Origin of the sequence: Pseudomonas sp. NBRC 111143, assembly GCF_001320965.1 — a bacterium.
Classification (GTDB): Bacteria; Pseudomonadota; Gammaproteobacteria; order Pseudomonadales; family Pseudomonadaceae; genus Aquipseudomonas; species Aquipseudomonas machongensis.
In genome coordinates this window covers 39,562-59,410 of record NZ_BCBT01000005.1, presented here as the reverse complement: position 1 = coordinate 59,410, position 19,849 = coordinate 39,562, and the positions used below count along the sequence as shown (strand labels likewise).

Genomic DNA, 19,849 nt, shown 5'->3' with positions numbered 1-19,849 from the left:
GCGATGACTGAGTTTTCCCGCCGGGTCTTTCTCGGCAACAGCCTGGCGGTCGGTGGTGGCCTGTTGCTTGGCGGCAGCCTGCTCGGCGGTTGCGATGCCGGACAGCCAGCGGCTGTCGGTGGTGCACTGCCGGGGACACCGGTACGCGGCGGTCGCCTGCGGGTCGGGATCATCGACGGTGACCAGGCAGGCAACCTCGACGCCCACAAGCCGGTGGGCGGCGGGATCATTCGCGGCTGGGCGCTCTATGCCAAGTTCTGGGAATGGAACCCCGATGTCAGCACGCGCCTGGCCCTGGCCGAGTTCGCCGAGCCCAACCGCGATGCCAGTGCCTGGACCATCCGCCTGAAGCCGGGGCTGGAGTTCCACCACGGCAAGAGCATCACCGCCGACGACATGCTGTTCTCGATCCTGCGCCTGACCGATCCGAAGCTGGCCTCGCCCTATGCCGGGCTGGTCGGTGCCATCGACCGCGATGCCCTGCGCAAGGTCGACGAGCGCACCCTTGAAATCCGTTTCAAGGGCGGCCAGAGCTTCTACCCGCTGGATGAAACCCTGATCAGCTTTGGCGGCATCGTGCCCACCGACTATCACCCGGTCACCAATCCGGTGGGCGCCGGGCCCTATCGGCTCAAGAGCTTCATCCCCGGGCAACGCTCGCTCTACACCCGCTTCGAGAACTACTACAAGCCCGAGCGCCCCTACACCGATGAACTGGAGATCATCGAATTCAAGGACCAGGTCTCGCGCGCCGCCGCGCTGCGCGCCGGGCAGATCGACGTCGCCAGTGGCGTGCAGGCCGAACACAGCGCATTGCTCAAGGCCGACCCGCGCCTGCGCCTGTATGTGTCGCCCACCACCTCGTTCAGTGGCTTCAACCTCAACCTGGCCAAGGCGCCGTTGCAGGATGTGCGCGTGCGCCAGGCTCTGCGCTTGCTCGCCGATCGTCAGGAACTGGTGGCCCGTGGGCTCAACGGCTTCGGTCGGGTGGCCAACGATCTGTATGCGCCGCACGATCCTACCTACAACCATGACCTGCCCCAGCGCCCGTACGATCTGGATCAGGCCCGCGCACTGCTGCGCCAGGCCGGCCACAGCGACCTGCGCCTTGAGCTGACCACGCCTGCAGGCTCTGGGGTGAATGCCGCCTTGGTGTTCGCGCAGCAGGCGCAGAAGGCGGGGGTTCAGGTCAAGGTCACCCAGGTCGATGGCTCGGTGTTCAATGGGCCGCAGCGCGAGCACTGGCAACTGTCGCCAGGCTCGACGCCAGCGCGCGGTTTTCTGGCCTCGGCGCTGCACAACGATGCGCCGCAGGCGATCTACAACCGCAGCAACTTCCACGATCCGCGCTTCAGCGAACTGTTCGGGCAGGCCTTGGCCCAGCCCGACCTTGCCCGACGCAGGGCTTTGGTCCACGAGGCCCAGGCGATCCAGCACGCGCGCGGTGGCCTGTTGATCTGGGGCTTCAGTGATGTGCTCGATGCCGCCAGCGCACAGGTCGGCGGGCTCACTCCGGAGCAGACCACCTTCGCCTCCTGGCGCTTCGACGAGTTGTGGTTGAACCATGCCTGATCCTCATCACTGCACACCGCGCACGCCGGCCTGGCTGTCGTGGTTCATCGGCCGCCTGGGCTACGGCCTGCTCACCGCCTGGGTCATCAGCCTGGTGGTGTTCATTGCCACCCAGGCGTTGCCCTCGGACCCGGCGCGGGTGATCCTCGGCCCGGACGCGCCACTGGAAAGCATCCTCACCCTGCAACGGCAACTGGGGCTGGACCAGCCGATCCTGGTGCAGTACCTGCGCTGGCTCGGCGCCGCGCTAGGTGGCGACCTGGGCATTTCGCTGGATTCCCAGGTGCCGGTGGCCGACCTGTTGTTCGGCCGCCTCGGCCACACCCTGGCGCTGTTGGCCGGTGTGCTCGCGCTGGTGGTGCCGCTGGCGCTGCTACTGGGCGTGGCCCTGGCGCTGCGGCGCGACAGCCGCCTGGACCGCTTCGGCCTGTCGGCGCTGATCCTGTTCAAGGCCACGCCCGGGTTTCTCCTGGCCATCGGCCTGGTGCTGCTGTTCTCCATGCCCGGCATGGGCTGGCTGCCGGCAGTGTCGATCCTCGATCCGCAGCAGCCACTGTGGGCGCAACTGCAGTACCTCGTGCTGCCGGTGATTGCCCTGGGGCTTTCGGCCTTGCCCTACCTGACACGCATGGTGCGCGCCGCGATGATCGAAGCGCTGGAGTCGGACTATGTGATCGCTGCGCGCCTGCGCGGCATTCCCGAGCGGCGCATCGTCTGGCGGCATACCTTGCCCAACGCGCTGACCCCAGCGATCCAGGGCGTGGCCCTGACCCTGCGCACCTTGGTTGGCGGTGCGCTGCTGGCCGAGGTGATCTTCAGCTATCCCGGTATCGGCACGGCACTCAATGCGGCGATCCAGATGCGCGACCTGCCGATGATCCAGGGCATCGTCCTGGTCATCACCTTGGCGGTGGTGCTGATCAACCTGCTCGCGGACCTCCTCACCGTGCTGCTGACCCCCAAGCTGCGCACCGCGCGCCGGGTGCGGATGATCCGGCGCAACCGCCGGGGCATCCTGCCCTGGTGGCGCCGCTCGCGCAGCGTACCTGCCCAGGAGGCGAACCATGATTGATACCCCTTGGCATGCCGATCGGCAGATCCGCCGTGGTGCCCTCATCACTTTGCTGGTAGCCGGATTGGCGCTGCTGGGCCCCTGGCTCGCACCGCATGCACCGACGGCCATGGTCGGTCCGGTGTACGGCCCACCGGCGGCCGGTGCGCCGCTGGGCCATGATTTCCTGGGGCATGACTTGCTCTCGCGGCTACTCAGCGGTGGGCTGTCGGTCCTGTGGATGTCAGTGGCGGCTGCGACCCTCGCGCTGCTGGCCGGTGGCAGCCTGGGCCTGTTGGCGGGTTTTTCGCGGCGACGCCTGGACCAGGCGATCAGTTGGGCGGCGGATGTTTCGCTGGCATTTCCCGACCTGATCCTGGTGCTGCTGATCGTGTCGATGCTGGGGCGTGCGCCTTGGCTGATCGTGCTCACCGTGGCCATCGCCTTCACCCCTGGGGTGATCCGCCTGGCGCGCGGCAGCGCGGTGGCGGTGGCCGGGCAGGAGTTCGTCGAGGCGGCGCAGATGATGGGCTATTCGCGCTGGCGCATTCTGTTCAGGGAGATCCTGCCGAACATTCTCACGCCGCTGCTGGTGCATTTCGGCAACATGCTGACCTGGGCCGTGGGCATGCTCTCGGGCCTGGGTTTCCTCGGATACGGGGTGGCACCGCCGGCCGCCGACTGGGGCCTGATGATCAACGAGAACCAGGCCGGCCTGCTGGTGCAGCCCTGGGCCGTGCTGGCCCCGGCGTTGCTGATCGGCGTGTTCGCCTATGGCACCAATATCCTGGCCGAAGGCATTGGTCGCGCCAGTGCGCGGATCGGGGAGAAACAACCATGAATGCGGTCGTGCAGAGCGTCGCCGAAGTGCTGCGGGTCAGCGACCTGCGGGTGGAACTGGCCGGCCGGGTGGAGGTGCTGTCGGGCGTGTCGTTCAGTCTGGCGGCAGGGGAGATCGTCGGGCTGGTCGGCGAATCCGGTTCGGGCAAGACCACCCTGGCGACGGCCTTGCTGCGTCATGCCCGCCAGGGCGCGCGGATCGTTGCCGGGCGTGTCGAGGTCGCCGGTCACTCGCTGCTGGAGCTCGAAGGCGAGGCATTGCGCCTGGCTCGTGGGGGGCTGGTCGGCTATGTTGCCCAGGACCCGGCCACGGCCTTGAACCCGGCGCTGCGCATCGGTGCGCTGCTACGCGAAACCGTGCTGGCCCATCAGCCGCGCCTGGCCCGCGAGGCCCTGCAACAGCGCATCGCCACGACGCTCGAGGAGGTCGGGCTGCCGTCTGACGCCGGATTCCTGCGCCGTTTCCCGCATCAGTTGTCCGGCGGGCAGCAACAACGGGTGATGCTGGCCCTGGCGTTCGTCCTGCGGCCGCGCTTGATCGTGCTCGACGAGCCGACCACGGCGCTGGACGTCACTACCCAGGCCCATGTGCTCGGCACCCTCAAAGACCTGTGCCGCAGTCACGGCGTGGCGGCGCTGTACGTCACCCATGACCTGGCCGTGGTGCGCGACCTGGTGGACCGGGTGATGGTCATGTATGCCGGGCGCCTGGTCGAGATCGCCGCGCGCGAGGCGTTGTTCGCCGCGCCAGCCCATCCCTATACGCGTGCGTTGCTCGGGGCGATCCCGGATGTTGCCCGGCGTCAGCCGCTGCAAGCCATCGGCGGTCATGCCCCGGCACCCGGACAGAGGCCCGAGGGTTGTGCCTTCGCGCCCCGTTGTGCGCGGCGGCAGGCGCAATGCATGTTGCTGGAGCCCGCGCTGGTGCGCCTGGGCCGCGAGCAGCAGGTGGCCTGCCTGGTGCCGCATCAGGAGCCGCTGGCATTGATCGATACCGTACCGGATGAGGGGCACGTCGAAGCGCTCGCCCAGGCACCGCTGCTCGAGGTACAGGGTCTGGACGTGGCCTACGACCGCCAGGTGCTGTTCGACGTTGCGCTGCAGGTGGGGCAGGGCGAGTGCCTGGCGTTGGTCGGTGAGTCCGGCTCGGGCAAGACCAGCCTGGCACGGGCCATTGCCGGGCTTGGCGAGAACGTGCAGGGGCACCTGCGCTACGCCGGACAGCCGCTGCCCTTTGCCGCCCGCCAGCGTGATGCCGGGTTGCGCCATCAGATCCAGTACATCTTCCAGAACCCCTACCGGGCGTTGAATCCTAGGCAGACGGTGTTGCAGACCCTGAGCGCGCCGTTGGCGCATTTTTTCGGTATTCGCGGCGACGAGGCCAGGCGTCGGGTCGAAGCGGTGCTCGAGCGGGTATCGCTGCCGGCACGGGTGGCCGGCCTGTATCCGCACAGCCTCTCGGGCGGCGAGCGCCAGCGCGTGGCGATTGCCCGGGCGCTGGTGTGCGAACCTCGGCTGCTGGTGTGCGACGAGATCACTTCGGCACTGGATGTGTCGGTACAGGCGTCGATCCTGGCGCTGCTGCGGCGTTTGCAGGGCGAGGGGCTGACCGTGCTGTTCGTCACCCACGACCTTGGGGTGGTGCGTGCGATTGCCGACCGGGTGCTGGTGTTGAATCGGGGCAGGGTGGTGGAGCAGGGCGCAGTGGACGCGGTGTTCGAGCGACCTCAGCAGGGGTACACCCAGACATTGCTCGCACATTCGCCGCGCTTGCACCCGTGACCTGCCGCGGTACCGGCGCACCTCTGTCGCAGCGGACTTCAGGAAAAAATCATCAAGCGCGGAATTATTTAGTGTCCATTTGTATCTGACCCCATAGGGCCCGTTGCCACTATTGCTTTGGCAGCGTGGCCGAAAACTGTTCGCCCGCCCGATCTGCCCCGGGGACAGCGGATTGTCAAGACAGGTCAGCTACAGAGTAAGCACTTATGAAATCACGCAAGAGAGTCAAGCCGATCGGCTTGAAAGACATCACCATCGTTGACGACGCCAAGATGCGCAAGGCGATCACTGCCGCAGCGCTCGGCAACGCCATGGAGTGGTTCGACTTCGGCGTCTACGGCTTCGTCGCCTATGCGTTGGGCAAGGTGTTCTTCCCCAACGCCTCGCCCAGCGTGCAGATGATCGCGGCCCTGGCAACCTTCTCGGTCCCTTTCCTGATCCGTCCGCTGGGGGGGCTGTTCTTCGGTGCCCTGGGTGACCGCTATGGCCGCCAGAAAGTCCTGGCGGCGACCATCGTCATCATGTCGCTGAGCACCTTCGCCATCGGGCTGATACCGTCCTATGCCTCGATCGGCATCTGGGCGCCGATCCTGCTGTTGCTGGCCAAGATGGCCCAGGGCTTCTCGGTCGGCGGCGAATACACCGGTGCCTCGATCTTCGTCGCTGAATACGCCCCTGACCGCAAGCGCGGCTTCCTCGGCAGTTGGCTGGACTTCGGCTCGATCGCAGGCTTCGTGCTCGGTGCCGGCATGGTGGTGATGATCTCGGCCATCGTCGGCGAGGAGCAATTCCTCGACTGGGGTTGGCGCCTGCCGTTCCTCGTCGCGTTGCCGCTGGGCATCATCGGCCTTTACCTGCGCCACGCTCTGGAGGAGACGCCAGCCTTCCAGCAGCATGTCGACAAGCTCGAGCAGGGTGATCGCGAAGGCCTGGCCTCGGGGCCGAAGGTGTCGTTCAAGGAGGTCGCCACAAAGCACTGGCGCAGCCTGCTGACCTGCATTGGTGTGGTGATCGCGACCAACGTCACCTACTACATGCTGCTCACCTACATGCCCAGCTACCTGTCGCACAACCTGCACTACAGCGAAGACCACGGCGTGCTGATCATCATCGCGATCATGGTCGGCATGCTGTTCGTGCAGCCGGTGATCGGCTTCCTCAGCGACAAGGTCGGGCGTCGCCCGTTCATCGTGGTGGGCAGCGTCGGCCTGTTCGTCCTGGCGATCCCGGCGTTCATGCTGATCAACAGCGGCAGCCTCGGGGTGATCTTTGCCGGGCTGCTGATCCTGGCGGTGCTGCTGAACTTCTTCATCGGTGTGATGGCCTCGACCTTGCCAGCGATGTTCCCCACTCACATCCGCTACAGCGCCCTGGCCAGCGCCTTCAACATCTCGGTGCTGATCGCCGGCCTCACCCCGACCATCGCCGCCTGGTTGGTGGAAAGCACCGACAACCTGTACATGCCGGCCTACTACCTGATGGTCATCGCCGTGATCGGCCTGCTCACCGGGCTGACCATGAAAGAGACCGCCAACAAGCCCCTGCGCGGAGCGGCCCCTGCGGCCTCGGACCTTGAAGAAGCCAAGGAACTGCTGCAGGAGCACCACGACACCATCGAGCAGAAGATCGAGGACATCGACGAGCAGATCGCCGAGCTCGAGGCCAAGCGCAAGGTGCTGGTGCAGCAGCATCCGCGGATCGAATGAGGCCCCGCGCGAAGCGGTACGCGCGTGGACTGATTAAGGTGATACGAAAGCGTTTCATGCGATGATGGCCAGCCGCCTCTAGCCAGACACCTCGGGCGCAGGGCGGCTGCCTTCGACCAACCATGGATGATCATCGTGTTCAAACCGCTACTCCCTCTCGCCCTGAGCGCCCTGTTCCTGGGCGGCTGTGCCGGCCACGCGCCGAGCAAGGACAAGGTTTCCCTGCGCACCGACAAGAGTGCGATCGTCGGTATCTGGGCGATGATGCCGCTCAAGAGTGGCATCGCCAACGTCGCCGAATACAAGGCCGACGGCAAGGTGCTACTGCACCCGTTCAACTGCGCCGAGCCCAAGACCCAGGCCGTCGAGATTTCCGACTACAAGGTGGCGGAGGACGGCAGTTCGATCCACGTTCAGTCCGAGGCGCGCGCGTTCGATCTGAAGGTATTGGGTTTTGCCCCGACGGTCATGATGTTGAGCATGCCGGTCGCCGATGCCCAGCTCACCTTCCTCTACCGCAAGGTCGACCAGGTAGCGCCGCTATGTGACCTGTACGTCGATGCCAAGGGTGAGGCGGCACGGCGAACCCCGTTCCAGGCAAGTGACTTCGCCCCGGCGCCGGCAGTGCCAGCAGGCCATGCGGGGCTCGAACGCTATATCGGCAAGTGGGCGAGCAAGGCCGGCGCGGTGCAGATCGAGGTCGTCCGTGACGCCAGTGGCGTCTACCTCTATCACCGCCCGGACGAGAACTGGCGCTACCTGTACAACAACGTGCGCTGGACGGGCGATGCCCTGGCCTTCAACAGCTACGCCTACACCGAGAAGCCGGCGCTGTTCCGCCATCCCTACCACAAGACCAATACGCCCATGACCCTGGAACCGCTGGAAAACGGCCAGGCGCGCCTGACCTACCTGATCGACGGCAAGCGCTTCGACAGCCTGCTGCACAGGACCAAGGACTGAGCCGAGCCCAGCAGAGACGGGCTTGCGTCATGGCGGCTCGTCTCTACAGCGATATGGAATCTGAATTAATTTGCATATTAGGTTATTCCTAAAATCAATTTAATTTATCTATCGCGACTCGGTACAGTCAGTGCTCCAACGCACGTACCTTCCCGAGGAGCCCCATGCCGATCAGTTCCCGCCTACTTTTGATTGCTGCCAGCCTGCTGCTGGCAACCCAGGCCTTTGCCGCCGAGCGCCTCACCCTGCGCGTCGGTGACCAGAAGGGCAACATGCGCGCCCAGCTCGAGGCTGCCGATGCACTGCGCGACCTGCCCTATGACATCCACTGGGCCGAGTTTCCGGCCGCCGCGCCACTTGCCGAGGCGCTCAACGCAGGCGCCATCGACGCGGGCATCATCGGTGATGCACCGCTGCTGTTCGTGCTTGCCTCCGGGGCGCCGGTCAAGGCCATTGCGGTGGACAAGTCCGACCCCTACGGCACCGCGGTGCTGGTGCGCCCGGAGTCGCCCCTGCGCAGTGGCGCCGACCTCAAGGGCAAGCGCATCGCCACCGGCCGCGGGTCGATCGGCCACCACATCGCGCTCAAGGCTCTGGAGCAGGCCGGCCTGAGTGAGAAGGACGTGGAGTTTCGCTTTCTAGGGCCGGTGGATGCCAAGATCGCCCTGGCCAACGGCTCGGTGGACGCCTGGGCGACCTGGGAGCCTTACACTGCGCTGGCCGAGACCAGCGGGCAGGGCAGGGTGCTGGTGAACGGTCGCGGCCTGTCCAGCGGCAACAGCTTCCTGGCGGTCACCGACCAGGCGCTGCAAGACCCTGCGCGACACGCGGCCTTGCAGGACTATCTCAAGCGCCTGGCTGGCGCACAGGTGTGGGCCAACCAGCACCTGGACAGCTATTCCAAGTCCCTCGCGGCGATCATCGGTTTTCCCGAAGAGGCCGCGCGGTTGCAGTTCGAGCGTCGCAAGCTGCACTGGCAAGGCATCGATGAGCACACCGTGACCCAACAGCAGGAGACCGCCGACTTCTACCATGCCCATGGCCTGATGACGCAACGGCTGGACGTTACCCCAACCTTCGCCAAGGGTTTCAGCGTGCCTGCCGACTGAGGCACGCGGTCAGTTTCACACCCCGCGGGTCAGCCCGCCATCGACCTTGATGTTCTGCCCGGTGATGTAGGCCGCACCTTCGCTGGCCAGGAAGGCGATGGTCGCGGCGATTTCCTCGCTCTTGCCGTAGCGCTTGAGCGGCACGCTGTCGCGGCGTTGCTCGGTGGCCGGCAGGCTGTCGATCCAGCCGGGAAGAACGTTGTTGATCCGCACGTTATCCTTGGCGTAGGTGTCGGCGAAGATCTTGCTGAAGGCTGCAAGGCCGGCACGGAACACGGCCGAGGTCGGGAACAGGTCGCTGGGCTCGAACGCCCAGGCGGTGGAGATGTTGATGATCACGCCACCTTGCTGTTTCTGCATGGTCGGGGTGACCAGGCGGGTCGGGCGGATGACATTGAGCAGATAGGTGTCCATGCCCTTGTGCCAGTCGTCGTCGCTGATCTCCAGGATCGGCGCACGCGGGCCGTGGCCTGCGCTGTTGACCAGCACATCGATGCGCCCCCATTTCTCCAGCACGGTGTCGACCAGGCGTTGCAGGTCGTCGTTGGACTGGTTGCTGCCGGTCACGCCGATGCCGCCCAGTTCGCGGGCCAGGGCCTCGCCCTTGCCCGATGAAGACAGGATTGCCACCTTGAACCCGTCTGCGGCCAGGCGCCGCGCCGCCGCTGCACCCATGCCGCTACCGCCGGCGGTGATGATCGCTACTTTTTCTACTGACATGTGACCTCCAATGCAATGCTTGGCTGATGTGAGGGGGTCAGCCTAGCAACGGTACACCGCTGGCAGGGAGGCAGCAGGGGTTTGTCAATTCAGTAGAAAATCTATTGCCTCAGAGGGCTTCCACCTGCTCCAGCAGCCAGCCGCGAACCACGTCCAGCGCGGTCGGTGTGCTGCCCTTGCGGGGCCAGACCAGGTAGAAGTGCTTGTCCATCTCCAGCGCCTGCTCGAATACCTGCACCAGCCGCCCCGCCTGCAGGTCTTCCTGCACGAACAGTTCGCTGGACAGCGCCAGCCCTTGCCCGGCCACGGCGGCCTCGATGGCCAGCGAGGTCTGGTTGAAGCGTACGTTCTTCGGCATCGGTTGGGTCGGCTGGCCGAACAGCTGGGTGATGAACTCGGGCCAGAAATTATGCGCATCGTGCAGCAGCAGGAAATGCTGCAACTGCTCGAGGCTGTGCGGTTTACCCCACTGCGCCAGCAGTGCGGGGCTGGCCACCGCGACCACCCGCTGCCTGAGCAGCAGTTCGGTGTTGAGCCCTGCGCCGAAGGGCGGATGGCCGTAGCGCACGGCAAGGTCCACGCCATCGGCCTGGAAGCGCGACAGGCGATCGGTGGCCAGCACCCGCAGGTCGATCTCGCCATGGGCCTCGGTGAACGAACTCAGCCGTGGGATCAGCCATTTCGAGGCGAAGGTCGGGGTGACGCTGACGGTGAGGTGGCGGTTGTCCGGGCGCAATGCCGCAGTGGCTTCGCCGATCAGGGCCAAGGCGTTGCGGATACTGTGGCTGTAGCCCAGGCCCGCATCGGTCAGGCGCAGGCCGCGTGGCAAGCGCTCGAACAGCCTGATGCCCAGGCTCGCCTCCAGCCCCCGTACCTGCTGGGCCACGGCCGCCTGGGTGACACCCAGCTCCTCGGCCGCCAGGCGGAAATTCAGGTGACGCGAGACAACCTCGAACACGCGCAGGGCATTGAGTGGGGGGAGGGCGGTCGGGCCTTCGGTCATGATCGTGCCTGCTGGTGGAGATCGCTGGAGGATAACAGTTTGCGCCGCCGGCTCTGTTGCAGGGTCGGTGTAACCGGTACCCTCGACGCCCCATCGTTTTCAGGACCATGCCCATGTCTCGAGGTGCCGTGATCGCAGCCGGGCTGCTGCTGTTCGCCAGTGTTCGGGTGTTCGCTGAGCCGCCCGCCGTGATGCAGCGCTACGCTTGCAGCGCTTGCCACCAATTGGATGCGCGGGCCGTGGGCCCGTCCTGGCGAGAGATTGCTGCGCGTTATCGCGACGGCAGCAAGGACGCCGGGCAGTTGGTGCAAAGCATCCGACAGGGCAGCCGGGGGCAATGGGGAGTGGTGCCGATGCCGCCACAGGCGCAAGCCCGCGAGGAAGATTTGCAGGCCATTACCCATTGGATTCTCGAACAGCATTGAAAGCTGGGTTCACTATCCTGAAATTCGCAATGGATCATCCTGATCTGTCCTGCTTATCGCGACGGACCTGAACGCATAACCTGTGCCTCACCGACACCCGGCGAGGCCGTCAGCCCATGCAGCAAGTCCCTGTCTCACGTGCCCTCGCGGCACGCCTGCTCCGCCACTTCCCGGGCCAGTGCGAGAAACGCGGTCATGCCTGCCGAGGGATTGCGCCGCCCGGCGTAGTACAGGCACAACCCCGGCAGTGGTGGCGTCCAGTCGTCCAGCACGCGCACCAGGCGCCCGGCGGCGATGTCCTCGCGCACGTCCTGTTCCATGAAGTAGCCAAGGCCCACGCCGGCCATGACGGCAGTACGTGCCAGGCTGGCCTCATCCAGGGTGATGGGGCCCTGCACGTCGATCTGCTGTGCGCTGTTGCCATTGGCGAAGCGCCAGCGAAACAGCGCGCCATCCGGCAGGCGCACGCGGATGCAACTGTGGCGCTGCAGGTCGGCCGGCAGCCGTGGCGTGCCCCGCGCGGCCAGGTAGGCGGCGGAGGCGACCACGGCATAGCGCTGCGGCCGGCCGAGGGAAAGGCTGATCATGTCGCTGGGCACCAGGTCGGCGACTCGCACGCCCAGGTCGAAACCATCGGCGACGATGTCCACCAGGCGCCCCTCGGTGACCAGGTCCACCTGCATCTGCGGATAGCGCCGCAAGAACTCCAGTACCAGTGGCCCGATGATCTCGCGTGCGGCGAACGCCGCAGCGTTGATGCGCAGCATGCCACTGGGCTGATCGCGCTGGGCGCGCACCACTTCCAGGGCGCCTTGCACCTCGCCCAGCGCCGGGGCGACGTGCTCGACGAACAGGCGCCCGGCATCGGTCAGCGACACGCTGCGCGTCGTGCGGTTGAACAGGCGCACGCCAAGGTTCGCCTCGAGCTTGCCGATGGCGTTGCTCAGGGCAGTGGTGGACATCCCCAGGTCGATGGCCGCCGCGCGAAAACTGGCGCGCCGGGCGATGGCGAGGACGGCATCGAGGTCGTTGAGGCTGACGCGCTCCATGGTTCGGCTCGTTCGGACAAAAACGCGATTCTATCCGCAACCCAGGTTGCTACCACCGGAGAATATCCATGAGTCATCCATCAGAAACCCTGCGCGGCAAGCGCGTACTGGTCACCGCTGGCACCAAGGGCCTGGGCAAGGCCACGGTCGAGCTGTTCCTCGAGCTGGGCGCCCGTGTGCTGACCTGCGCGCGCACAGCGCCCGTCGATGCCCCTCAGGCGTCGTTCGTCAAAGCCGATCTGACCACCCTCGAGGGGTGCGAGCAGTTGGCAGGCGAGGTCGAGCGGCAGCTGGGCGGTGTCGATGTCATCGTTCATGTGCTGGGCGGTTCCAGCGCACCGGCCGGGGGCTTTGCCGCCTTGGGCGAGGCGCATTGGCAACAGGAGCTGGACCTCAACCTGCTGCCCGCCGTGCGTCTGGATCGGGTCTTGCTGCCCGGCATGCTGGCGCAGGGCGGCGGGGTGATCGTTCACGTCACCTCGATCCAGCACCAACTGCCGCTGCCGGAAGCCACCACCGCCTACGCGGCGGCCAAGGCGGCGCTGTCGACCTACAGCAAGAGCCTGTCCAAGGAAGTCGCACCCAAGGGCGTACGCGTGGTGCGGGTCGCGCCCGGCTGGATCGAGACCGAGGCCTCGGTAGCCCTGGCCGAGCGCCTGGCCAGCGAGGCGGGCACCGACTACGAGGGCGGCAAGCGCATCATCATGCAGGCCTTGGGCGGCATCCCCCTGGGGCGGCCCGCCAGCCCGAAGGAGGTGGCCAACGTCATCGGCTTCGTGGCCTCGCCAGCAGCTGCGGCGGTGACCGGCACCGAGTTCGTGGTGGATGGCGGGACCATTCCTACCGCCTGAACCGCGTTACGAGGCGGTCCACACGGCCAGTTCGTAGCCGTCCGGGTCGATGAAGTGGAAGCGCCGGCCGCCAGGGAAGGCGAAGGTGGCGCGGCTGATGCGCGCGCCTGCTGCTTCTGCACGTCGCTGGGTGGCTTCAAGGTCGTCGGCGTAGAGGATGACCAGCGGGCCACCGGGTCGTACCGCTTCGCCAGTGGTGAAGCCGCCGCTCAGGCGGCCGTCGGAGAACTCGGTATAGGTGGGGCCGTAGTCGGTGAAGGTCCAACCGAACACTGCGCCGTAGAACGCCTTGCTGCGGCCGATGTCGGTGACGTTGAACTCGATGTTGTCGATCTGTCGATCCTGTCCGCGAATACCCATGTGGCCTCCTTGCGTGATGGAGCACGCAGTCTAGCGCATCAGCGCAAGCGCAGGGGCTTGATCACGGTCTCCCCCATCGTATCGCCGGCCCTGCACCGGCCCCGGTGCTGTTCGCCAAGGTGTTGCCGCGCCAGGGCCTGTTCGGGAAGGGCGTGGCGACCCGGCCCTGGCGCAGCGAACAGAGTCAGAAGATGCGGTCGCTGGCGGCGTACTGGCGGACTACCTGGTTCAGGGCCTGGTGCACCACCTGCGCGTCCTGGCTGGCCAGGGCGCGGTCGAGCTGGCCCATGTAGTCGAGCAACTGGCGCTGGTTGCGTCGGGCGAATTCCAGCTCCAGCGCCTGGTCTTCGTAGAGCAGCACGTAGCTGCGGCAGAAGCCGGCGATCAGGAACGCGGCGCAGGCCTGGAACGGTTCGTCGCGAATGATCGCCTCGCAGTGCGCCTTGGCCTGCTTGAACGAGTCGGTGCCCGGCAGGGCAATGGCGAACTGGTTGACCATCAGGGAAAAGTTCATTGCAAAGTCACCTCGGTAAAACGCTTGTCGATAATCGGGCTCAACGGTCGAACGCCAGGCGTTGGCCACGCACAGTGTCGTCGACCCGCACGCCATCCCAGACGCGCCTTCCGTTGACGAAGGTGGCCGCGATGCTCGTGCTGAAGGTGGTGCCGTCGAACGGCGTCCAGCCACACTTGGAAAGCACCTGCGCGTGGCTGACCCGGTGCGGGCGCTGCGGGTCTACCAGCACCAGGTCTGCCGCATAGCCTTCACGCAGGAAGCCACGCTGGCTGACCTGGAACAGCTCGGCCGGGGCATGGCTGACCACTTCGACCAGCCGCTCCAGGCTCAGCTCGCCGGCAAACACACGCTCCAGCGCGCTCTGCAGGGCGAACTGCACCAAGGGAATGCCCGACGGCGCCTGGGTGTAGGGCTGCTGTTTTTCCTCGAGCAGGTGGGGTGCATGGTCGGTGGCCAGCACATCCAGACGGCCCTCGGCCAGGGCGCGGACGATGGCGCTGCGATCGCTGGCCTGCTTGATCGCGGGGTTGCACTTGATCAGCATGCCCAGCCGCGCGTAGTCCTCGGCGCTGAAATGCAGGAAGTGCACGCAGGTTTCGGCGGTGATGCGCTTGCCCGCAAGCGGGCCCGGCGCGAAGAGCACCAGCTCCTCGGCCGTGGAGATGTGCAGCACATGCAGGCGCGCATCGTGCTTGCGCGCCAGTTCGATGGCCAGGCGCGTGGAGGCGATGCACGCTTCGCGCGAGCGGATCAGCGGATGCTCGCTGGCCGGGATGTCATCGCCATGGCGGGCCTTGGCCCGGGCCAGTTCGGCATCGATCATCGGCGTATCTTCGCAGTGGGTGATGATCGGCACCGGCGCGCAGCGGAAGATCTCGTCGAGTACCTGCGGATCGTCCACCAGCATGTTGCCGGTAGAGGCGCCCATGAACACCTTGAGCCCCGGCGTGCTGGCCGGATCAATCTGGCGGATGGCGTCGAGGTTGTCGTTGCTGGCGCCCATGTAGAACGCGTAGTTGACGGCGCTGGAGCCTGCGGCGAGGGCGTACTTGGCTTCCAGGGTCGGGCGATCGAGCGCCGCCGGGCGCGTGTTGGGTATCTCCATGAAGCTGGTGATGCCACCGGCGGCGCAGGCGCGCGACTCGCTGGCGATATCGGCCTTGTGGGTGAGGCCCGGCTCGCGGAAGTGCACCTGGTCGTCGATCATGCCGGGCAGCAACCACAGGCCGCTGGCGTCGATGACCTGTTCGTCGGCCCGCGCCGCAAGGCCGGATTCGATACGCTCGATGCGTCCGTCGCGCACGCGCAGGTCGGCAGCCCAGCGGCGGCCTTCATTGACCAGGGTGGCATCGCGGATCAGCCAGTTGTCTGGGGAGTTCATGCGCTCAGCTCCAGGATCGAGTGGTACAGCACTTCGGTGGCGGCCAGGAAATCGTCCAGCGCCATCGCCTCGTGCGGATTGTGCGAACCATGCTGGTTGCGAATGAACAGCATGGCGCTGGGGATGCCGGCGTTGGCGAACACGGCTGCGTCATGCCCGGCACCGCTGGGGGTGAGTACGCCTTGCCAGCCCAGGGCGCGGGTGTGGCGCTGCAGGGTGTCGATCCATGGGCCGTGCATGGCCGCCGGTTGGGTATCGATGCGCTTGTCGAACTCGAAGCGAACCTGGCGCGCCTGTTCGATGCGCCCGGCCTCTTCCAGGACCAGGGTGTGGAAGGCGTCCAGCGTGGCTTGATGCAGGCTGCGCATCTCCAGGCTGAAGGCGACTTCGCCAGGGATGCGCGAGACAGCGTGGTGCGCCGCGTTGGTGCCCAGGGTGCCGACCGTCACCACCAGGTCCTGGCCGGCATCGACCCATTCGCTCCAGCGCGCGTCGATCCGTGCGATCAGCTCGCTGACGGCGAACACCGAGTCGTGGCGGTCTTCACGGGCCACGGCGCCGGAGTGGCCGTCTTCGCCCAGGCAGCGCACGCGGTTATGCCGCAGATTGCCGCGAATCCCCGGCACCACCCCCAGCGCCTGGCCCATGCGCTCCAGCGATTCGGCCTGTTCGATGTGCACTTCGAGGTAGCCGGCGAACTGCTCAGGCTCGATCAACCATTGCTGGCGGGCGATGGCGTCGAGGTCGGCACCGAGCGCACGCAGGGCATCGCCCAGGGGGCGCTGGTTGAAGCGGTTGACGAGCTTCAGGTCTTGCTCGGCCAGTCCGCCGACCACCGCCCGCGAGCCGATGTACGACTTGCCGTACCAGGCGCTTTCTTCACCCCGCAGCCCGAGCACCCGCAGCGGCAGCGCGCTGCGCACGCCATCGCGCGCCTGGCGGCACAGGCACAGCAGGCCGGCGATGACCCCGGCCAGCCCGTCGAAGTTGCCGCCTTGGGGCACTGAATCCAGGTGCGAGCCGACCCACAGTGCCGGTTGGCCGTTGTCGTCACGGCGCTGGAAGATCACGTTCCCGGCGCGGTCGTGGCTGACGTCGAGGCCGTGGGTCAGGGCGAAGTCGCTCAGGCAGGCGATCGCTTCGCTCTCACCGCGGCCGTAGCTCTCGCGGGTGACGCCTTCGTGCGGGTCACGCGACAGCTGTTCTATGTCTGCGAACAGCTTGCCCGCCTGCTGTTTCCACAAAGTGTTCATGGCAGGGCTCCGAACGGCGCGGCCGGTGAATCGTCGAGGCTGCCGATCAACGTGCGCAGGGCCGCAATGCCCTTGCGACGGCAATAGGCGTCGAGCTCGTCGACCAGGGCGTTCATGGTCTTGGGATGGATGAAGGTTGCGGTACCCACCTGCACGGCGCTGGCGCCGGCATAGATGAATTCCAGCGCATCGTCGGCAGTGGCGATGCCGCCGCATCCGATCACCGGGATCTCCAACGCCTGGGCGCACTGATAGGTGAGGCGGACCATCAGCGGACGGATGGTCGCGCCGGAAATCCCGCCCATGAAGTTGCCCAGGCGAGCACGGCCGCGTTCGATGTCGATGGACAGCCCCAGCAGGGTATTGCCGACCACCACGGCGTTGGCGCCGGCTTCTTGCGCGGCGAGGGCGACATTGACGATCTCGCCGCTGTTGGGCGTGAGCTTGACCCACAGGGGCAGTGACGTGGACTGGCGCATCAGCTCGACGACCTGGCGCGTGCTGTCGGCCTGCATACCGAACGACTGGCCGTGGGCTTCGATGTTGGGGCAGGAGATGTTGGCCTCGATGCCGGCTACGCCAGGCACGTCGCTGAGCTGCGCGGCCAGTTCGGCGAAGCCCTGGGCGGTCGGTGCCGAGACGCTGACGATCAGCGGCGAATCGAACTCGCGGTAGAAGGGCACCACCTTGTCGATGAAGGCCTGGGCGCCTTTGCTGGGAATGCCGATGGCGTTCATCATGCCATCGGCCAGTTCGCACACCCGCGGCATCGGATTGCCGGTGCGCTGTTCGCGGGTAATGGTCTTGGTCACCATTGCCCCGAGCTGGTTGAAGTCCAGCAGGTGGGCCAGTTCTTCGGCGAAGGTGCCGGAGGCCGGCATCACCGGATTCTTCAGGCGCAGCCCGCCGACGTTCACGCTGAGATCGGTCATGCCACCACCTCCGCCAGGTCGAACACCGGGCCTTCCAGGCACACCCGCTTGCCGACCTTCAGGCCGTCCACTTCGAACACGTCCACGCAGCACTGGCACATGCCCAGGCCGCAGACCATCTGTTGCTCCAGTGCCACCTGGCCCTGCAAGCCCAACTCTGCGCACAGGCGCTTGAGCAGGCGCGTCAGCCGCCGCGAGCCGCAGGTGAACATTGCGTTGCTGCCTTCGCGGGCAATGATCCGCCGCAGCCGCGCTTCTAGCTGGTCAGGCGCACTGCTGCCGTCTTCATCGAGCACCACCTCGACCTGGGCGCCGAGCGAGGCGAAGCGCTCGCGCGACAGCAGGCTTTTTTCACTGCGTGCACTGAGTACGGCCGTCAGCGTGATCCCCAGGGCGTGGGCTGCCTCGGCGAGTGGGGCAAGGGTGGCAAGGCCGACGCCGCGGGCGACGATGATCATGTGCTGCCAGGTCGGATCGAGGGCAAAACCGTTGCCCAAGGGGCCGAGGATCTCGACGGTCTGTTGCGGGGTCAGGGTTTCCAGGCCGAAGGTGCCCTTGCCCGTGACCTTGTACAGGAACTCCACCCGGCCGCTCAGCGGGTCGGCCTTGTAGGTGCTCATGGGGCGCCGGAAGAACGGCTTGTGTTCACCATCGCTGGGGCACAGCAGGTTGAAGAACTGCCCCGGCAGGGAATGGCAGGCGGCGCCGTCTGCCTGCAGCACCAGGCGCTTGTATTCGTCGTTGACCCATTCGTTGGACAGCACGCGCGCCAGGGTATCGTCGGGCGGTGTCACGGGGGTTGCCTGGCAGCAGGCGGAGATCGCATTCATGGGGTGGCCTCGCATTTGTCTAAATTTTTATACAGCATGGTCAACAGGAAATGCCGCCTCGATCACGAGGCGGCGGATTCGCTTTCAATCGGTCTATCGTGGATTCAATCTACTGCGGAAAACCGTGTTCGTCTAATTTTTGATACTGGTCTAAGCCAAGCTTCCGATGACTGGCAGCCGGTCAGCCTTGGGCCATTTGCGCCTGGCGGTTTGCCGCGCCCTGGCAGGGCGGCAGCAGCCACAGGGTGGCGCCCATGGCCAGGACGTACAACGAGGCGAGCAGCATGATCGCCGCGCTGAACGAGTAGCTGTAGGCGATCGCCCCCACCACCAGCGGACCGAAGCCACCCGCCGCACGCCCGACGTTGAACAACACGTTCTGCGCGGTGGCACGGATCTGCGCCGGGTAGAGGTCGGAAATCAGCGCGCCATACCCGCCGATCATGCCGTTGACGAAGATACCCATGACGGCGCCGGCGAACAGCATCACCGTCGGGTCGCTGAGGTTGGCGTAGGTCACCACCATCAGTGCCGCGCCGGTCTGGTACAGCAGGAAGATGCGTTTGCGGCCGAAGCGGTCGGCGAGCTGGCCGAACAGCCAGATGCCGAACGCCATGCCCAGCACCGTCACTGCGGTCCAGGTGCCCGAGGCGGTCAGCGAGAACCCGAACTTGCTGGACAGGTAGCTGGGCATCCAGATCATCAGGCCGTAGTAGCCGAAGTTCTGTACCGAGGTCAGCACCATCACGCCAGCGCTGGCCTTGCTGGTGGTGCGGTCCTTGAACAGGTCGGTGAAGCGGCGGCGGAACGACACCGGGTTGGCCGCAGCCCTGACGAACTCTTCCGGCTCGCCCATGGTGTGGCGAATCACGAACGACAGCAGCGCCGGCACCAGCCCGACCAGGAACATCCCGCGCCAGCCGATGTGCGGCAGCAACAGCGGCGTGAGCAGCGCAGCCGCGAGCACACCTGCCTGCCAGCCCATGCCGACATAGGACGAGGCGCGATTACGTCGATTGGCCGGCCAGGTCTCGGCGATCAGCGCCATGCCGATACCGAACTCGCCGCCCAGGCCGAAGCCGGCGAGGGTTCGATACAGCAGCAGGTCCCAATAGCCTTGGGCGATGGCGCACAGGCCGGTGAACAACGAGAAGGTGAGGATGCAGACGCTGAGCATGCGCACGCGTCCATAGCGGTCGCTCAGCTGTCCGAAGATCAGGCCTCCGGCCACTGCACCGAGCAGGGTCCAGGTCACCAGCGAGCCGGCCTGGGAAGTGGTCAGGGCCAGGCCCAGGGTGATTGCCGGGAGCATGAAACCCAGAATCAGCAGGTCGAAACCGTCCATTGCATAGCCTGTCACGCTGGCGATCAGGGCCTTGCGGGGTGAGGCGTCGTGGCGGGTGTCGGGAGGGCTGTTCAGCGGAGCCATCGGTGTATTCCTCTTGTTCTTGTTTAACTTTTTAGACGGGTGACAGGCAATCTGCCGACGGTTCCGCTGTCGATTG

At 66.1% G+C, this 19,849-nt stretch carries 19 protein-coding genes; 9 read left to right on the top strand and 10 right to left on the bottom strand.

What is annotated here, in order from left to right; genetic code table 11:
- Window positions 1-3: 3 nt before the first annotated feature.
- The 7 genes from APH44_RS04415 to APH44_RS04385 all read left to right on the top strand — a co-directional run bounded on the left by APH44_RS04415 (window position 4) and on the right by APH44_RS04385 (window position 9,023).
- Window positions 4-1,572, top strand: coding sequence for an ABC transporter substrate-binding protein (locus APH44_RS04415; RefSeq protein WP_054891484.1), 1,569 nt, complete (start codon window positions 4-6; stop codon window positions 1,570-1,572).
- Window positions 1,565-2,644, top strand: a complete 1,080-nt coding sequence (locus APH44_RS04410) for an ABC transporter permease (RefSeq protein WP_054891483.1) — start codon at window positions 1,565-1,567, stop codon at window positions 2,642-2,644. Before APH44_RS04415 ends, APH44_RS04410 begins: the two co-directional genes overlap by 8 nt.
- Window positions 2,637-3,464, top strand: coding sequence for an ABC transporter permease (locus tag APH44_RS04405; RefSeq protein ID WP_054891482.1), 828 nt, complete (start codon window positions 2,637-2,639; stop codon window positions 3,462-3,464). The genes APH44_RS04410 and APH44_RS04405 overlap by 8 nt, the downstream gene beginning before the upstream one ends.
- Complete coding sequence (locus APH44_RS04400) at window positions 3,461-5,245, top strand: ABC transporter ATP-binding protein (protein WP_054891481.1); 1,785 nt, start codon at window positions 3,461-3,463, stop codon at window positions 5,243-5,245. The genes APH44_RS04405 and APH44_RS04400 overlap by 4 nt, the downstream gene beginning before the upstream one ends.
- A 206-nt stretch (window positions 5,246-5,451) precedes the next feature.
- Entirely contained in the window at window positions 5,452-6,951 is a 1,500-nt protein-coding gene (gene proP, locus APH44_RS04395; RefSeq protein ID WP_054891480.1) for a glycine betaine/L-proline transporter ProP, read from the top strand.
- 126 nt (window positions 6,952-7,077) lie between these two features.
- Window positions 7,078-7,914, top strand: a complete 837-nt coding sequence (locus APH44_RS04390; protein ID WP_054891479.1) for a hypothetical protein — start codon at window positions 7,078-7,080, stop codon at window positions 7,912-7,914.
- 164 nt (window positions 7,915-8,078) lie between these two features.
- Complete coding sequence (locus tag APH44_RS04385) at window positions 8,079-9,023, top strand: ABC transporter substrate-binding protein (RefSeq protein ID WP_054891478.1); 945 nt, start codon at window positions 8,079-8,081, stop codon at window positions 9,021-9,023.
- 15 nt (window positions 9,024-9,038) lie between these two features.
- On the opposite strand, the gene APH44_RS04380 is transcribed toward APH44_RS04385, so the two are convergent.
- Window positions 9,039-9,743 (bottom strand): SDR family oxidoreductase, encoded by a 705-nt coding sequence (locus APH44_RS04380; RefSeq protein ID WP_054891477.1) that lies wholly within the window; start codon window positions 9,741-9,743, stop codon window positions 9,039-9,041.
- 109 nt (window positions 9,744-9,852) lie between these two features.
- On the bottom strand, window positions 9,853-10,746 hold the full coding sequence (locus APH44_RS04375; RefSeq protein WP_054891476.1) for a LysR substrate-binding domain-containing protein: 894 nt from the start codon (window positions 10,744-10,746) through the stop codon (window positions 9,853-9,855).
- Between the two features lie 113 nt (window positions 10,747-10,859).
- Here APH44_RS04375 and APH44_RS04370 point away from each other — a divergent pair, with 113 nt between their 5' ends.
- Window positions 10,860-11,171 (top strand): c-type cytochrome, encoded by a 312-nt coding sequence (locus APH44_RS04370; protein WP_156343721.1) that lies wholly within the window; start codon window positions 10,860-10,862, stop codon window positions 11,169-11,171.
- Window positions 11,172-11,305: 134 nt separating this feature from the next.
- Here the strand turns inward: APH44_RS04370 and APH44_RS04365 are convergent, their stop codons facing one another.
- Window positions 11,306-12,220, bottom strand: coding sequence for a LysR family transcriptional regulator (locus APH44_RS04365; protein ID WP_054891475.1), 915 nt, complete (start codon window positions 12,218-12,220; stop codon window positions 11,306-11,308).
- 68 nt (window positions 12,221-12,288) lie between these two features.
- Here APH44_RS04365 and APH44_RS04360 point away from each other — a divergent pair, with 68 nt between their 5' ends.
- Window positions 12,289-13,071: an SDR family oxidoreductase gene (locus APH44_RS04360; protein WP_054891474.1), complete on the top strand. Its 783-nt coding sequence runs from the start codon at window positions 12,289-12,291 to the stop codon at window positions 13,069-13,071.
- Between the two features lie 6 nt (window positions 13,072-13,077).
- Here the strand turns inward: APH44_RS04360 and APH44_RS04355 are convergent, their stop codons facing one another.
- The 7 genes from APH44_RS04355 to APH44_RS04325 form a co-directional block, all read right to left on the bottom strand.
- Entirely contained in the window at window positions 13,078-13,431 is a 354-nt protein-coding gene (locus APH44_RS04355; RefSeq protein WP_054891473.1) for a VOC family protein, read from the bottom strand.
- Between the two features lie 184 nt (window positions 13,432-13,615).
- Window positions 13,616-13,945: a hypothetical protein gene (locus tag APH44_RS04350; RefSeq protein WP_054891472.1), complete on the bottom strand. Its 330-nt coding sequence runs from the start codon at window positions 13,943-13,945 to the stop codon at window positions 13,616-13,618.
- Window positions 13,946-13,985: 40 nt separating this feature from the next.
- Window positions 13,986-15,329 (bottom strand): dihydroorotase, encoded by a 1,344-nt coding sequence (locus APH44_RS04345; RefSeq protein WP_054891471.1) that lies wholly within the window; start codon window positions 15,327-15,329, stop codon window positions 13,986-13,988.
- Window positions 15,326-16,582, bottom strand: a complete 1,257-nt coding sequence (locus APH44_RS04340) for a Zn-dependent hydrolase (RefSeq protein ID WP_054891470.1) — start codon at window positions 16,580-16,582, stop codon at window positions 15,326-15,328. The genes APH44_RS04345 and APH44_RS04340 overlap by 4 nt, the downstream gene beginning before the upstream one ends.
- The gene (locus tag APH44_RS04335) at window positions 16,579-17,514 is read right to left on the bottom strand and encodes a dihydroorotate dehydrogenase (protein ID WP_054891469.1); all 936 of its coding nucleotides are present in this window, start codon (window positions 17,512-17,514) and stop codon (window positions 16,579-16,581) included. Before APH44_RS04335 ends, APH44_RS04340 begins: the two co-directional genes overlap by 4 nt.
- Window positions 17,511-18,344, bottom strand: a complete 834-nt coding sequence (locus APH44_RS04330; protein ID WP_054891468.1) for a dihydroorotate dehydrogenase electron transfer subunit — start codon at window positions 18,342-18,344, stop codon at window positions 17,511-17,513. Before APH44_RS04330 ends, APH44_RS04335 begins: the two co-directional genes overlap by 4 nt.
- 181 nt (window positions 18,345-18,525) lie before the next feature.
- Window positions 18,526-19,773, bottom strand: a complete 1,248-nt coding sequence (locus APH44_RS04325) for an MFS transporter (protein ID WP_156343720.1) — start codon at window positions 19,771-19,773, stop codon at window positions 18,526-18,528.
- Window positions 19,774-19,849: the final 76 nt, after the last annotated feature.

Excerpts from the sequence above, each read along its gene's own strand:
- APH44_RS04415 (WP_054891484.1), top strand. The coding sequence starts at position 4 with ATGACTGAGTTTTCCCGCCGGGTCTTTCTCGGCAACAGCCTGGCGGTC.
- APH44_RS04410 (WP_054891483.1), top strand. The coding sequence starts at position 1,565 with ATGCCTGATCCTCATCACTGCACACCGCGCACGCCGGCCTGGCTGTCG.
- APH44_RS04405 (WP_054891482.1), top strand. The coding sequence starts at position 2,637 with ATGATTGATACCCCTTGGCATGCCGATCGGCAGATCCGCCGTGGTGCC.
- APH44_RS04400 (WP_054891481.1), top strand. The coding sequence starts at position 3,461 with ATGAATGCGGTCGTGCAGAGCGTCGCCGAAGTGCTGCGGGTCAGCGAC.
- proP (WP_054891480.1), top strand. The coding sequence starts at position 5,452 with ATGAAATCACGCAAGAGAGTCAAGCCGATCGGCTTGAAAGACATCACC.
- APH44_RS04390 (WP_054891479.1), top strand. The coding sequence starts at position 7,078 with ATGATCATCGTGTTCAAACCGCTACTCCCTCTCGCCCTGAGCGCCCTG.
- APH44_RS04385 (WP_054891478.1), top strand. The coding sequence starts at position 8,079 with ATGCCGATCAGTTCCCGCCTACTTTTGATTGCTGCCAGCCTGCTGCTG.
- APH44_RS04380 (WP_054891477.1), bottom strand. The coding sequence starts at position 9,743 with ATGTCAGTAGAAAAAGTAGCGATCATCACCGCCGGCGGTAGCGGCATG.
- APH44_RS04375 (WP_054891476.1), bottom strand. The coding sequence starts at position 10,746 with ATGACCGAAGGCCCGACCGCCCTCCCCCCACTCAATGCCCTGCGCGTG.
- APH44_RS04370 (WP_156343721.1), top strand. The coding sequence starts at position 10,860 with ATGTCTCGAGGTGCCGTGATCGCAGCCGGGCTGCTGCTGTTCGCCAGT.
- APH44_RS04365 (WP_054891475.1), bottom strand. The coding sequence starts at position 12,220 with ATGGAGCGCGTCAGCCTCAACGACCTCGATGCCGTCCTCGCCATCGCC.
- APH44_RS04360 (WP_054891474.1), top strand. The coding sequence starts at position 12,289 with ATGAGTCATCCATCAGAAACCCTGCGCGGCAAGCGCGTACTGGTCACC.
- APH44_RS04355 (WP_054891473.1), bottom strand. The coding sequence starts at position 13,431 with ATGGGTATTCGCGGACAGGATCGACAGATCGACAACATCGAGTTCAAC.
- APH44_RS04350 (WP_054891472.1), bottom strand. The coding sequence starts at position 13,945 with ATGAACTTTTCCCTGATGGTCAACCAGTTCGCCATTGCCCTGCCGGGC.
- APH44_RS04345 (WP_054891471.1), bottom strand. The coding sequence starts at position 15,329 with ATGAACTCCCCAGACAACTGGCTGATCCGCGATGCCACCCTGGTCAAT.
- APH44_RS04340 (WP_054891470.1), bottom strand. The coding sequence starts at position 16,582 with ATGAACACTTTGTGGAAACAGCAGGCGGGCAAGCTGTTCGCAGACATA.
- APH44_RS04335 (WP_054891469.1), bottom strand. The coding sequence starts at position 17,514 with ATGACCGATCTCAGCGTGAACGTCGGCGGGCTGCGCCTGAAGAATCCG.
- APH44_RS04330 (WP_054891468.1), bottom strand. The coding sequence starts at position 18,344 with ATGAATGCGATCTCCGCCTGCTGCCAGGCAACCCCCGTGACACCGCCC.
- APH44_RS04325 (WP_156343720.1), bottom strand. The coding sequence starts at position 19,773 with ATGGCTCCGCTGAACAGCCCTCCCGACACCCGCCACGACGCCTCACCC.